Source organism: Paraburkholderia sediminicola (genome assembly GCF_046026675.1).
Classification (GTDB): domain Bacteria; phylum Pseudomonadota; class Gammaproteobacteria; order Burkholderiales; family Burkholderiaceae; genus Paraburkholderia; species Paraburkholderia sediminicola_F.
In genome coordinates, this window is the sequence record NZ_JAQQEY010000001.1 from 939,270 (window position 1) to 952,412 (window position 13,143).

The window sequence follows — 13,143 nt, forward strand, 5'->3', positions numbered from 1 at the left end:
TTGCTTACTGCCCCTCTTTTCATTGCCGAGACACGATGAATACTTCCTCCTTCATTTCCCCTGACGCCGGTGAACGGCCGCAGCCGCTGTCCGGCAACGCCATGCCCCGCTGCGGCGGCATTGCGACGATGATGCGCTTGCCGAACGTCGGCTCGGCCGAAGGGTTCGACGCTTGCTTCGTCGGCGTGCCGTTCGATCTCGGCACCTCGAACCGCACCGGCGCGCGCTTCGGGCCGCGCCAGATCCGCAGCGAATCGGTGCTGCTGCGCCCGTACAACATGGCCACCCGCGCCGCGCCGTTCGATTCGCTGCGCGTGGCCGACCTCGGCGACGTCGCGATCAATCCGTACAACCTGCACGATTCGATCAAGCGCATCGAAACCGCCTACGACGAAATCCTCCAGCACAACTGCAAGCCGATCACGCTCGGCGGCGATCACACGATCGCGCTGCCGATCCTGCGCGCGATTCATCGCAAGCACGGCAAGGTCGGCCTGATTCACGTCGACGCCCACGCCGACGTCAATGACACGATGATGGGCGAGAAGATCGCGCACGGCACGCCATTCCGCCGCGCGGTGGAGGAGGGTCTGCTGGATTGCGACCGCGTCGTGCAGATCGGCCTGCGTGGCACGGGTTACGCGGCTGAAGACTTCGACTGGTGCCGCGATCAGGGCTTCGAAGTCGTGCAGGCAGAGGCATGCTGGAACCAGTCGCTGGCGCCGCTGATGGCACGTGTGCGGGAACGCATGGGCGACGGTCCGGTGTACATCACCTTCGACATCGACGGTATCGATCCGGCTTTTGCACCGGGTACGGGTACACCGGAAATCGCCGGTTTGACGGTGCCGCAGGCGCTGGAAATCATTCGCGGCTCGCATGGCTTGAACATCGTCGGCTGCGATCTGGTTGAGGTCGCGCCGCCGTACGATCCGTTCGGTACGACCGCGCTGCTTGGTGCAAATCTCGCGTTCGAACTGCTGTGTGTGTTGCCGGGTGTCGAGTATCGGGCGTCGAAGCGTTGAATCAACGAAGGTTGATGACGCACGAAGAGAAAAGGCCTGCAAATGCAGGCCTTTTCTGTATTGCGAGGATGCTTACACGACTCAAGCGTATGCAGTCTTCCGAGCCGACACCAGCGCCAGATAACACACCGCGCCGATCACCAACGCAGGCAGCGTAGCGCCCAGATTCGGCAGCCATTGATTGATCGCCTGATACGCGACGATCCCGATTGCCCACGACGCGAACGCGCTCAGATGCCAGCCGCCCGAGAAGCCGTAACGGCCGCGCACGTCGCCGAGCACGGCGGCTTCAATGCGACGCTTGCGCACGATGAAGTGATCCACCAGCACCACGCCGAACAGCGGCGCGAACACCGAGCCGATCAGCAGCAGGAAGTTCTGATACTTCGCCATCGGCACGAGCAAGGCGATCGCCGTGCAAAGCGCGCCGAACGCTGCCGACAACAACGGTACGCTGCCGCGTGTCCAGAACGTGCCGGTCGAGACCGCTGCCGAGTGGATATCGGCGAACGCGTTGTCCACTTCGTCGATCAGGATGAGCAGCAGGGCGAGGCCGCCGCCTGCTTGAGCCAGTGCGCCGGTCAGCAGCGCATCGCCACCGCCGGCCGCGAGGCCGTAGATCGCGCCGAGCGCGTAAAACCAGATGTTCGCAATGCCATAGCCGAGCAGCGTGCCGCGGAAGGTTTCGCCGGGGCGTCGGCCGAAACGCGTGTAGTCGGCGATCAGCGGCAGCCACGAGAGCGGCATCGCGACCACCAGATCGATCGCGCCGCCGAACGACATCTCGCCGGTGCCCGGGCGGCGCATCAATTCGGCCAGATCATGCTTGGCAAGCAGATTCCACGAGAGCCACGCGGCGCCCGCCAGCAACAGCCAGATGCCCCACGTGCGCAGAAACCGCCGCACGAACGACAGCGGTCCGCTAATGGCCAGCAGCGTCGCGAGCAAGCCGAAGATCACGGTCCAGATCAGCGGCATCGAGAAACCGAAAGCCTGCTTGGCGAGCGCATCGGCGGAATCGCGCATCACGATCACCTCGAACGAGCCCCAGCCGACCAGTTGCACCGCGTTCAACACAGCAGGCACCGAGGCGCCGCGCACACCGAGCGTCGGCCGCAGGGACGACATCGCCGCGAGCCCCGTATCCGTGCCGATCACGCCGGCCAGCGCCAGCAATACGACGCCGATCACGCTGCCGATCACGATCGCCAGCAATGCATGTGGCAGCGACAGCCCCGGCACCAGCAGCGCGCCCGCCTGCGCGACCAGCAGACCGATGCCGAGCGAGAACCAAAGCGCGAAAGCGTCGCCGGTGCGGAACGCGCGGCGTGCGTCGGGCACCGGCGTGAGCGGTGCGTAGGTGGAGCCGGCGTCGCCGACGAGTGGATCTTGTGCCATCTAATCTTGTCCCTGTTGGTGTTGCTTGGATGTTCGCGTGCGATGCCGGTGTTGCCGCCCAATCCGCGCGCGATGTTAGCCTGTCAGGCTGTCGGCGAGATTACTGGCCAATCGGCGCGGCCATCGCCCGAGCGCCGTCACTGTCATAATGCGGGACGTTGCCCGCACTCTTGCGTGCCAGCTTTGCTCATCCGGCAGCACGCCGCCTTCACACGGACCGCGTCCGGAAAAGCCGAGATTATCCCCAAAACGTCATGTTTGAAGAAACCCGTGCCAATGTTCCGCTCGCCGAACGCCTGCGGCCCCGCAACATCGACGAAGTGATCGGCCAGAAGCACCTGCTCGGCCCGAACAAGCCGTTGCGGGTCGCTTTCGAATCCGGCGAAGCCCACTCGATGATCCTCTGGGGCCCGCCCGGCGTCGGCAAAACCACGCTCGCGCGGCTCATGGCCGACGCGTTTCACGCCGAGTTCATCGCTTTGTCCGCGGTGCTCTCGGGCGTGAAGGATATCCGCGAAGCCGTCGAGACCGCGCAGATTCATCGCGCGAATGGACACCAGACGCTGGTGTTTGTCGACGAAGTGCATCGCTTCAACAAGAGCCAGCAGGACGCATTCTTGCCGCACGTCGAGTCGGGGCTGTTCGTGTTCGTCGGCGCGACAACCGAGAATCCGTCGTTCGAGGTGAATAGCGCGTTGCTGTCGCGAGCCGCCGTCTACGTGCTGAAAAGCCTCACCGACGAAGAACAACGCGAGCTGCTCGACCGCGCGCAGAAAGAACTCGGCGGCCTCACGTTCACCGACGAAGCCCGCGACGCCCTGATTGGTTCCGCTGACGGCGACGGCCGCAAGCTGCTGAACAACCTCGAAATCGTCGCGCGCGCGGCGGCCCAGCAGAAGTCCACCGAAATCGACAGCGCCTTGCTCGGCAGCGCGCTTGCCGAGAATCTGCGCCGCTTTGACAAAGGCGGCGACGCATTCTACGACCAGATCAGCGCGTTGCATAAATCGGTGCGCGGCAGCAGCCCGGACGGCGCGCTGTACTGGTTCTGCCGCATGCTCGACGGCGGCGCGGACCCGCGTTATCTCGCGCGGCGCATCGTGCGGATGGCTTGGGAAGACATCGGCCTCGCCGATCCACGCGCGGCGCGCATTGCGCTCGACGCCTCCGAAACCTACGAACGCCTTGGCACGCCCGAAGGCGAACTGGCGCTGGCGCAGGCGATTATCTATCTGGCGGTCGCACCGAAGTCGAACGCGGGTTACAACGCGTACAACGAGGCGCGGCGATTCGTGAGCAAAGACCAGTCGCGTGGCGTGCCGGTGCATCTGCGTAACGCGCCCACCAAGCTGATGAAGGAACTCGGCTACGGTCACGAATACCGCTATGCGCACGACGAACCCGATGCCTATGCCGCCGGCGAGACCTATCTGCCGGACAACATGCGCGACCCGCATTGGTACGAGCCGACGCCGCGCGGTCTTGAAGGCAAGATCGGCGACAAGATGGCGCGTCTGGCCGAGCTCGACGCGCAGTGGCGCAGCGAGAACAAGCCGAAGAAGGGCTGAGCCTTTTCGCCTGGGCTTCCGCGGCGGTTTCAGATGCCGTGTCGCCATTCCGCACGCCTTGACCATCTAACGCGCCGGCCGCCCGCGCCGGTGCGCTAAAATCGCTGCTTCATACAACGAACACCCGCCCCATCCCATGCTCGACATCCAGCTGCTGCGCAAAGACCTCGACGGCGTCGCCAAACGCCTCGCCGACCGCGGCTATACCCTCGACGTGGCGGCCTTTACCGCCCTCGAAGCGGAACGCCGCGACACCCAGACCCGTACCGAAGAGATGCAGGCGCGCCGCAACACCCTGTCGAAGCAGATCGGCGGGATGAAAGGGCGGGGCGAAGATACGTCGGCGCTGATGGCGGAAGTGGGCGGTATCGGCGACGGGATGAAGGCGTCGGCGGCCAAGCTCGAAGATATCCAGAAGCGTCTGTCCGACCTGCTGCTCGGCGTGCCGAACCTGCCGCACGATAGCGTGCCGATGGGTAAGGACGAGGCTGAGAACGTCGAAGTGCGCCGTTGGGGCACGCCGCGCCAGTTCGATTTCGAGGTGAAGGATCACGTCGACGTCGGCACGCCGCTCGGCCTCGATTTCGAGACCGGCGCGAAACTGTCGGGCGCGCGTTTCACGTTGCTGCGTGGACAGATTGCGCGGTTGCATCGCGCGCTGGCGCAGTTCATGATCGACACGCACACGCTGCACCACGGTTATACCGAGGTGTACACGCCGTATATCGTGAATCCGGAGATTTTGTACGGCACCGGCCAACTGCCGAAATTCGCCGACGACATGTTCCGCGTCGAGAAGGGCGGTGAGGAGAACACGATCACGCAGTATCTGATTTCGACGTCGGAGATTTCGCTGACGAACACGGTGCGCGACAGCATCGTCGAAGCGGACACGTTGCCGATCAAGCTGACCGCGCATTCGCCGTGCTTCCGCTCGGAAGCGGGTTCGTATGGCCGCGACACGCGCGGTCTGATTCGGCAGCATCAGTTCGACAAGGTCGAGATGGTGCAGATCGTCGCGCCGGAAACTTCGTATGACGCGCTGGAACAAATGGTCGGCCACGCTGAGGCGGTTCTGCAGAAGCTTGAACTGCCGTACCGCGTGATTACGCTGTGCACGGGCGATATGGGTTTCTCGGCTGCCAAGACGTATGACCTGGAAGTGTGGGTGCCTGCGCAGAATACGTATCGCGAGATCTCAAGCTGTTCGAACACGGAGTCGTTCCAGGCCCGCCGGATGCAGGCGCGCTTCCGCAATGCGCACGGCAAGCCGGAGCTGGTGCATACGCTGAACGGTTCGGGTCTGGCGGTTGGCCGCACGCTCGTGGCTGTGCTGGAGAATTTCCAGAACGCGGATGGCTCGGTGACGGTGCCGGCGGCGCTGCGTCCTTACCTCGGTGGGGTGGAACGGCTGGCAGTGCCGGCGGCTTGATGTCGCTACCGATTGCCAAGTCTCCTTGAAATTTTTTGGCCGAGGGGCTTGGAAATCGGATACAGCTGTTCTATAATCTTTCTCTCCCAAGCAACGACCCGCTTGGATCTGACGAGATGGCAACTAAGTAGCCTTGTTGCTGTGAGTTGGAAGACCCGGAAAGGTGGCAGAGTGGTCGAATGCGCTGGACTCGAAATCCAGTGTACCTTTAGGGGTACCGTGAGTTCGAATCTCACCCTTTCCGCCAAATTTAAAAACCCCCGCTGAACGAAAGTTCAGCGGGGGTTTTGCTTTTGGGGTGATCGATGGCGTTTAGACGCTTCGTTAGTACCAGGCGGAAAAGCTTCGGTGTTACGTGCGGATCAACCTGCTGCTTTCGAATACGTGATACGGCATTAACTCAAGATCCATTTGCGTCGGGATCGGAAACGCGTTTCCGCGATAGTCGATTTCGACGTAGCTCAGATGCCCCGAATCATTGGCGAACAAAAGTATTTCGAGTGAGCCGGTTTTCCCTTCCTCGGCCCGGTTGCGAAAGTCGGCTTCGAAGACCAGACCGTAGCCGTGCCCACTTGTGACTATTCCTGGCGCGAGTTCGGGCGTAGCCATTGATAGCCCGAAACTGTTGCAACCGCATTCACACACTTCGACGATACCCGCGTTCTCGAACTGTGCCGCGAGCGCGTCGCGGTTCGGAAATTGGCAACGCTCCAAGATAAATGCAATCCAGGCGGCGGCGCGGTGAAAGTCGTTCTTCGCGTGGGTCATAGAAGAGGGGCGCGGGAAATTTCTCGTTTGACAGCCCATTTGTAGCGTTCAACCAGTCGCGCAGCAGCGGCCATAACCTGCTCCCGCCAGCGATCCTCGGCGGCTTGAATGTGGATATCCTCTCGCGCCAGCGCGTAAGGAGCCCAATAGGCTCGAACTTCGCCGACGGGCAAATGGTTGGTTTCCGACGTAATGGCGCGGAACAACTGAAACTCAGGCTCGTTTTCGGCCCTCGTCCAGGAAGCGAGGGGAGACATCGCACGAGCTGTTTCGATCACGCCCAATCGGCCACTAAGCAAATCCTTTGCTCGGGCGTGAATCTTTCGGCAATCCTTTCGCCAGCGCGCCTCGTTTTTAATTCCTATTGGCATCGGGAAAGTCGGTTCCATCGGCTTCCTACGGGTGATCTGGAATTAAGTTGTTCGCTGGGGGCGTTCGTACGTCGATGTCGGCCGTTCGAAATGGCGGGGCAAGCCGCCATGGTCGCGCTTAGTGTTTTGTGTCGTTAGATGGCTCGAGGGTGTGATCGGCAACTCCAGTAACTTGTCTCCTCAACCGTCGCGCCACCAAATTTCCAGCCAGCATCCCTCGATACAGATCGACATCAATCTTCGCTCGCCGCTCCGACTGACAAGCAATCCCTTCCAGCGCGACGATCAACTGCTCATTGTCATCTGCCGACCAACTGCCGATCCGGACCGACTGCGCAATCGCCGCCAACCGTCCAAACTGCTGTACATAAAATTCCCCCGCGCTAGCCGCTGCATCGAGCAGACCTTCGATGAACTCATCGCGCGTGCGGGGTTTGGAAAAAGACGAAGGGGTATTTGAAGAAGTCATAAGACGCTCCCGTTACATGATTGAGCCGCTATCGCGCGGCCATGTGCGGGCAGGTGATTCGGGCTGTCAAACCCGGCCGCCCTTGTCTAGGTGGCACCAAAAAGTATAAATCAGCGAATGCAACTGGAGACCAACCACCCAGGCAAATCAGTAATTTCCTCTCGCCCGCTGAGCAAATTCTCTCAATGATCATTTGAGCACCGCGCTCCCCGCATCTGAGCGCCGACAATCCGTTGCGACTAATAGACACGCAAGTGAGGCCGCGTGTGTCACGACTGGACGAGACAGCGTTTCGCACGCCCCGACATTGGCCATCGAATGACATCGAGTTAATCCGCAAACCGCGGATCAGAAGCCGTGCCAAACAGAAAGCGTCGCTCCCGTATCGTGTGAATGTAGAACTGCCACACGTGCTGTTCCAGAAAAGACCCAGTCGTTGACGGTCAACGACAGCCTTCGCTGCGGTTGCGCGCCGAGCGTCAAAGTCGCGTTCGGCAACTGGACTATTGAGAGTTGCGGCGCCATCGACGGACCCAGATTGAGATAACTCGATGCCTGCTGCGGTACCGCCTCAGGTGTTGGCGTGACGCTCCCTGCGCCGAATCGAAAATCGCGGGTCGCCTGCGTGCTATAGAAATTATCGACCTGTGCGTAAAACGGCTTTCCCTGATCCGCCTGATATTCCATTTCATAGCGGTGCAGATACCGTTGCGGTTCCGGAATGGGTGGAACAACCGTCTCGGGCAGAGGCACGATGTTCGCAACGGTCATCGCTTCGGGCAGGTCGGTGGTAAGGCCACCCGCGAACGCATATCCGTTCAGAACAAGGAATATTGCGCCGACAATCCTTTCGTTCAGGCAGGTCATGGCCGTGCCTCCAATGAAGGAATTGAAACGTCACGCTACTGACCGCTATGGCTGAATGGACCGCCGACCGCCCCTGCAATTTCGCTTTTATCAATACATTGTAGTCAGCCCTTCGCGTCTGGCTAGCAATGTATGCAGCATCACCGTGCTCCGGAGATTGATGTGGGACACGGTACGGCCTGGCGCGCGAGCGAGCCAGGCCGGCACCTTGAACACATTGGATATGAAACGTTAATTTGAATCGATCGTCATTCGTTCTCTTTATCCCTGCTGTCGCTGGCCAGGGGATCATTTGATCATTGCGCCCCCCGCATCGCCCGTTTGATTGCGCTGCGTGGCCTTCTTCACACTCAACCCGGCTTCATCCCAATCGATGCAAAAAAGCGAGCACATCACCGAATTTATGCGATTCACATAATCGACATTTGATTTCTCGGGTCGCAAGAACGAATTCACTTACCGCGGACGCGCGAATTGAAAGCAATTAGAAAATAATCTGATGCTTGTTTGTCATAAAAACTTCCGCCTGAATTCGACACGCGCAGCCATTGCCCACTAGATCGATTCGAGTTCGTGACCCACTGAATTATGGTGAAAAATAAGTCGCACTTCCCCAGCAGCGCCGACACCAAAACGCCAGCCCCGAGCAATCCGGACGGTTTCGTGCCCAACAAGGACACGCTGAAGTCGATCCTGAGCAACGGTGTCGTGCGCGTCAGCGTCGAAAATCCATCGCGGCCGTTTTACTCGGAAGACAACGGCAAGCCGCAAGGCTTCAATGTCGACTTCGCCAATCTCCTGTTCGCACAGAAAGAGTTCACCTCAGGCGACCATCCGACCATCGTGGTCGACACGCGTCACGGCGTCGACACGTATCCGGCAGTCCCCGATCAGCTGACGAAGACCGACAAGGAGGGTAACGCAGTCGTCGACGTCGCCATGGACGGCCTGACGTTCCCCGACAACACCCCGAGCGGCGTCGTCTATTCGATTCCCTATGTCGAGGATTTCGGCTATTCGTTGATCGTCGCCAAGGGGGCGTCGGTCCGCTCCGCAGCCGATCTGGCAGGCAAAACGGTCGGCGTGCTGCAGGGCGATCCGGACGTGAAGGCGTATGTCCAGAAAGCGTTCCCGAATAGCAAAATCGTCGAGCTATCAGATGCGAGCATCGAAGGCCAACGGTCGTGGATGTCGCACTTCCTGGACGAGCATCAGGTCGACGCCATCGTCTACGATTATCCGTTCGGCGTGTCGGAGATCAAGGGCACCGACCTGACGTTCGCGGTCACGAAGCTGGACGGTTCCAACCTCGCGTACAAAATCGGCGTACGCAAGGAAGACAGCGCGCTCCTGATTTACCTGAACTCCGCGATCGCGAAGGTCAAGCAGTCGCCGGCCTATCTGGACCTGCTGCGTAAATACTTCATCAGCGACCAGGTGCTCACCACTGCTGCGACCGGCGGCGAGAAGACCTACGTGGTCCGCTCCGGCGACACGCTGAATGCCATTGCCGCGAGCCAGCTGGGAAGCGGTGCGCGATTTGTTGATGTGCAAAAGCGCAATAACCTGCCGAACCCCAACCTCATCCTGATCGGTCAGCACCTGATCATTCCGGTGCGCTGAGGCGGTAGATTGTTCATGCCGGGCCCTCGCGGCCCGGCATGAACAACGCTCCCTGATAGGCAATGTGAGTACGCCGCATGCCGGCTAGCTCTGTCTCGCCGGGTCGTGTGCCCGTGTTTGCCGCTCAAAATCCTCCAGATTTGCATCCGTTTCGACCCTCGCTGCGTAAATCCCCTCAAGGACGCGCAACCCCCGCCATGCCCAACTAACCGACCGCGCGCCCCTGAGACCAGGAGACGCGCCCATGAGCCATTCCCCACCGACCTCACCACTACCGCGCGGCTCGCGGGTCGCGGTTATCGGCGCCGGTATCGCGGGTTTGGCCTGCGCCTATCTGCTGGCGCGCAACCATCAGGTCACGCTGTTTGAGTCGGCAGGCTACGTGGGCGGCCACACCAACACGGTGGACGTCACGCTCGAGGGTCATACGCATCCCGTTGACACAGGCTTCCTGGTTTTCAACGACCGCACCTATCCGAACCTGATCGCGCTGTTCGCCGAACTGGGCGTTGAGTCGCACCCGAGTGAAATGACCTTCTCGGTCTCGCTCGACGAAGGCCGCCTCGAATGGGCCGGCACTAGCCTGAACACCGTGTTCGCGCAACGTCGCAACCTGTTCTCGCCGACCTTCATCGGCATGCTGCGCGACATCATGCGATTCAACAGCAGTGCGCAAAGCAATCTCGATCTCGCGATCGAAACGCGCGCGTCGATGGGCGAACTGCTGACGGCCGGTGGCTATGGCGGCGCGTTCCAGCGCCACTACCTGCTGCCGATGGCCGCGGCGATCTGGTCGAGCGCTACCGCCGACATTCTTGCCTTTCCGGCCACCACGTTCCTGCGCTTCTGTCTGAACCATGCGCTGCTTCAGGTGAATCGGCGGCCGCAGTGGAAAACGGTGGTTGGAGGAGGTCGCGAGTATGTGCGGCGTATCGTCGGGACGCTCGACGACGTCCGCGTCGGTACTGCAGTCAAAGGCGTGCGACGCGATGCAGACGGCGTCGATGTATTCACGGACAAGGGCACGGAGCGCTTCGACGCGCTGGTGCTTGCCACCCACGCTCCGACCTCGCTGCGCCTGCTGGACAACGACGCTGATCAGGACGAGCGCAGCGTGCTGAGCGCCGTGCGCTACCAGCCGAACGTCGCCGTACTGCATACGGATATGAATCTGCTGCCGCGTCGTCAGCGTGTGTGGTCGGCGTGGAATTATCTGGGGAGCCGCGCGGTCGACGGCACGCATCCGGTGTGCGTCAGCTATCTGGTCAATCAACTGCAGCCGCTGCCGTTCAGGACACCACTCGTCGTCACGCTCAATCCGGTTGCTCAGCCGGCGCCGGGTACCGAACTGCGCCGCTTCGTCTACGACCATCCGTTGTTCGATCTGGCCGCCATCGATGCGCAATACCGTCTGCCGTCGCTGCAAGGCAAGCGCCGCACCTGGTTCGCGGGCGCGTGGACGGGTTATGGTTTTCACGAGGATGGTCTGAAATCGGCACTGCGCGTGGCCGCCGATTTCGACGCGTCGCCGGCGTGGGCCAAGCTATGAATCCCGCAAGCGTCGAAGCTAACGTTGATCCTGCTGCCTGGCTTTTGACGGGCCAGGTGATGCACGAGCGTCTGCGGCCGAAGCATCATCTTTTCACGTACCCGGTGTTTTGCGTGCGCTGCGATCTGGATCGTCTTGCGTCGCTCAATAGCGGCTGGTTCGGCGTCGATCGCTGGCGCCCGCTCAGCCTGTACCCGCGCGATCACGGTCCGCGCGACGGCAGTGATCTCGCTACATGGATGCGCGCGCAACTATCGGCGGCGGGTCTTGAAGCAGCAGACGGCAAGATCTGGCTGCAAGCGTTCCCACGTGTGTTCGGCTATGCGTTCAATCCGGTCAGTTTCTGGTTTTGCCACGATCGCGACGGGCATCTGCGCGCGCTGCTGGCAGAGGTGCGCAACACCTTCGGCGATCGCCACAGCTATCTGCTGAGCGCTGCGGGCAACGCGCCGATTACGGCTGAAACGGAACTCAATTGCCGCAAAGTGCTGCACGTGTCGCCGTTTTGCCGCATCGAGGGGACCTACGAATTTCGCATCAGAGAGACGCCGCACAGCGCATTGGCCTCTATCGATTACAAGGACGTTGACGGTTTGCTGATCCGCACGGCACTGGGTGGTCGTTTAAAACCCTTAACACGCTCGACAGCGCTCGCCGCGCTGCTCCGCCAACCGTTGCTGACCGTCGGTGTCGTCGCGCGAATTCATTGGCAGGCGTTGCGTCTCGCCATCAAGAAAGCGCCGTTCTACGGCAAACATCCTGCGCCGAGCCGTACCGCTGACGCATCCACCGACCAAGCCGCAGCCGGCCAACCGTCCGCCGTTGCGCGCCCCATATCGTCCGATTGAGGAGATTCAGCCATGGCGCTTTCAAGAACCCTGAGCGAACACCGAACCGTCCCTGCGTCGGGCCGTCTGTTTCTCTCTCTGCTCGAACGGATTCAGGTTGGGCATCTGGTGTTGATCACGCCCGACGGTCAGCAGCGCGTGTTCGGCGATCCGCACGCGGTGCCGGGCGCGCGTCTGGAGCTGCGCGACTGGCGTGCGTGCGGCGCGATTCTGCGCAAAGGCGATATCGGTTTCGCCGACGCATGGCGCGCGTTCTGGGTCGACACGTCTGATCTGGCTGCCTTGCTGCGCGTCGCAATCCGCAACGAACGCGCGCTGCAACGCACGGTCTACGGCGGCTGGCTCGCACAACTGTGGTACGGTCTGCGTCATAAGCTAAGGCCCAATACGCACTCGGGCAGCCGGCGCAATATTCACGCGCACTACGACATCGGCAATGCGTTCTACGCGCAGTGGCTGGATTCGACGTTCACCTATTCGAGCGCGGTGTTCGACGGCAATTTCTATCAATCGCTCGAAGCCGCACAGCACGCGAAGTATCAACGCATCCTCGACACGCTTGGTTTGCGCGCAGGCATGCACATTCTGGAAATCGGCTGCGGGTGGGGCGGTTTTGCGATGCACGCGGCGCGCCAGGGTATCCACGTGCACGGCATAACGATCTCGCCGGCGCAACTGGAATTCGCCCAGCAGCGTGTGAGCGAAGCAGGCCTGAGCGACCGCGTGCATCTTGAACTGCGCGACTACCGCACGCTAACTGGCCAATACGACAGCGTCGTATCGATCGAAATGTTCGAAGCCGTCGGCGAAAAATTCTGGCCGACGTATTTCCGCATCTTGCGCGAACGTCTCCTGCCTGGCGCACATGCGCTCGTGCAAACCATCACGATCGACGATTCGCACTTTGCCGCCTATCGCGCGACCAGTGACTTCATCCGTGAATTCATTTTCCCGGGCGGCATGTTGCCGAGTCCGCAGCGTTTCATCGAAGCGGCACGGCGTGGCAAGCTCGTGGCGCGCACGTCGTTGGCATTCGGGCGCGATTATGCCGAGACCCTGCGCCGCTGGCGCAGCGCGTTCGAAGCGCAACTCGATACGATCCACACGCAAGGCTTCGATGAGATTTTCGTGCGGACGTGGCGGCTGTATCTGGCCTACTGCGAAGCCGGCTTTGACGAAGGACGCACGGACGTGATGCAATTCGTGCTCACGTCGGCGGACTGAC

At 61.1% G+C, this 13,143-nt stretch carries 12 protein-coding genes and 1 tRNA gene; 8 read left to right on the forward strand and 5 right to left on the reverse strand.

Features of this window, described 5'->3' with window-relative positions; translation table 11 throughout:
* Nucleotides 1-35: 35 nt before the first annotated feature.
* Nucleotides 36-1,025: an agmatinase gene (gene speB / locus PQQ86_RS04070; protein WP_054035089.1), complete on the forward strand. Its 990-nt coding sequence runs from the start codon at nucleotides 36-38 to the stop codon at nucleotides 1,023-1,025.
* A gap of 81 nt (nucleotides 1,026-1,106) precedes the next feature.
* Here the strand turns inward: speB and cytX are convergent, their stop codons facing one another.
* Nucleotides 1,107-2,423 carry a putative hydroxymethylpyrimidine transporter CytX gene (gene cytX, locus PQQ86_RS04075; RefSeq protein WP_408265049.1) on the reverse strand — a complete coding sequence of 439 codons (1,317 nt, stop codon included), beginning with the start codon at nucleotides 2,421-2,423 and terminating at the stop codon, nucleotides 1,107-1,109.
* Between the two features lie 254 nt (nucleotides 2,424-2,677).
* Between cytX and PQQ86_RS04080 the strand changes: the two genes are divergently transcribed.
* The 3 genes from PQQ86_RS04080 (at nucleotide 2,678) to PQQ86_RS04090 (ending at nucleotide 5,670) form a co-directional block, all read left to right on the forward strand.
* Nucleotides 2,678-3,991, forward strand: a complete 1,314-nt coding sequence (locus tag PQQ86_RS04080) for a replication-associated recombination protein A (RefSeq protein ID WP_408265050.1) — start codon at nucleotides 2,678-2,680, stop codon at nucleotides 3,989-3,991.
* Nucleotides 3,992-4,127: 136 nt separating this feature from the next.
* On the forward strand, nucleotides 4,128-5,423 hold the full coding sequence (gene serS, locus PQQ86_RS04085; protein WP_408265051.1) for a serine--tRNA ligase: 1,296 nt from the start codon (nucleotides 4,128-4,130) through the stop codon (nucleotides 5,421-5,423).
* Nucleotides 5,424-5,580: 157 nt separating this feature from the next.
* Nucleotides 5,581-5,670: transfer RNA gene (locus tag PQQ86_RS04090), tRNA-Ser, on the forward strand.
* A 104-nt stretch (nucleotides 5,671-5,774) separates the two neighbouring features.
* Here PQQ86_RS04090 and PQQ86_RS04095 read toward each other — a convergent pair.
* From PQQ86_RS04095 to PQQ86_RS04110, 4 genes are all read right to left on the reverse strand, one after another.
* Complete coding sequence (locus tag PQQ86_RS04095) at nucleotides 5,775-6,137, reverse strand: hypothetical protein (RefSeq protein WP_408265052.1); 363 nt, start codon at nucleotides 6,135-6,137, stop codon at nucleotides 5,775-5,777.
* A 50-nt stretch (nucleotides 6,138-6,187) separates the two neighbouring features.
* Nucleotides 6,188-6,580 (reverse strand): hypothetical protein, encoded by a 393-nt coding sequence (locus PQQ86_RS04100; protein WP_408265053.1) that lies wholly within the window; start codon nucleotides 6,578-6,580, stop codon nucleotides 6,188-6,190.
* A 100-nt stretch (nucleotides 6,581-6,680) separates the two neighbouring features.
* Nucleotides 6,681-7,031 carry a hypothetical protein gene (locus tag PQQ86_RS04105; RefSeq protein WP_408265054.1) on the reverse strand — a complete coding sequence of 117 codons (351 nt, stop codon included), beginning with the start codon at nucleotides 7,029-7,031 and terminating at the stop codon, nucleotides 6,681-6,683.
* Between the two features lie 348 nt (nucleotides 7,032-7,379).
* Nucleotides 7,380-7,898, reverse strand: a complete 519-nt coding sequence (locus PQQ86_RS04110) for a hypothetical protein (protein WP_408265055.1) — start codon at nucleotides 7,896-7,898, stop codon at nucleotides 7,380-7,382.
* Between the two features lie 663 nt (nucleotides 7,899-8,561).
* Here PQQ86_RS04110 and PQQ86_RS04115 point away from each other — a divergent pair.
* The 4 genes from PQQ86_RS04115 to PQQ86_RS04130 all read left to right on the forward strand — a co-directional run bounded on the left by PQQ86_RS04115 (nucleotide 8,562) and on the right by PQQ86_RS04130 (nucleotide 13,142).
* Nucleotides 8,562-9,521 (forward strand): transporter substrate-binding and LysM peptidoglycan-binding domain-containing protein, encoded by a 960-nt coding sequence (locus PQQ86_RS04115; RefSeq protein WP_408265056.1) that lies wholly within the window; start codon nucleotides 8,562-8,564, stop codon nucleotides 9,519-9,521.
* A gap of 244 nt (nucleotides 9,522-9,765) precedes the next feature.
* Complete coding sequence (locus tag PQQ86_RS04120; RefSeq protein WP_408265057.1) at nucleotides 9,766-11,070, forward strand: NAD(P)/FAD-dependent oxidoreductase; 1,305 nt, start codon at nucleotides 9,766-9,768, stop codon at nucleotides 11,068-11,070.
* Entirely contained in the window at nucleotides 11,067-11,918 is an 852-nt protein-coding gene (locus tag PQQ86_RS04125) for a DUF1365 domain-containing protein (protein WP_408265058.1), read from the forward strand. The genes PQQ86_RS04120 and PQQ86_RS04125 overlap by 4 nt, the downstream gene beginning before the upstream one ends.
* A gap of 12 nt (nucleotides 11,919-11,930) precedes the next feature.
* Nucleotides 11,931-13,142: a class I SAM-dependent methyltransferase gene (locus PQQ86_RS04130; RefSeq protein WP_408265059.1), complete on the forward strand. Its 1,212-nt coding sequence runs from the start codon at nucleotides 11,931-11,933 to the stop codon at nucleotides 13,140-13,142.
* The last annotated feature ends 1 nt before the right edge of the window (nucleotide 13,143 follow it).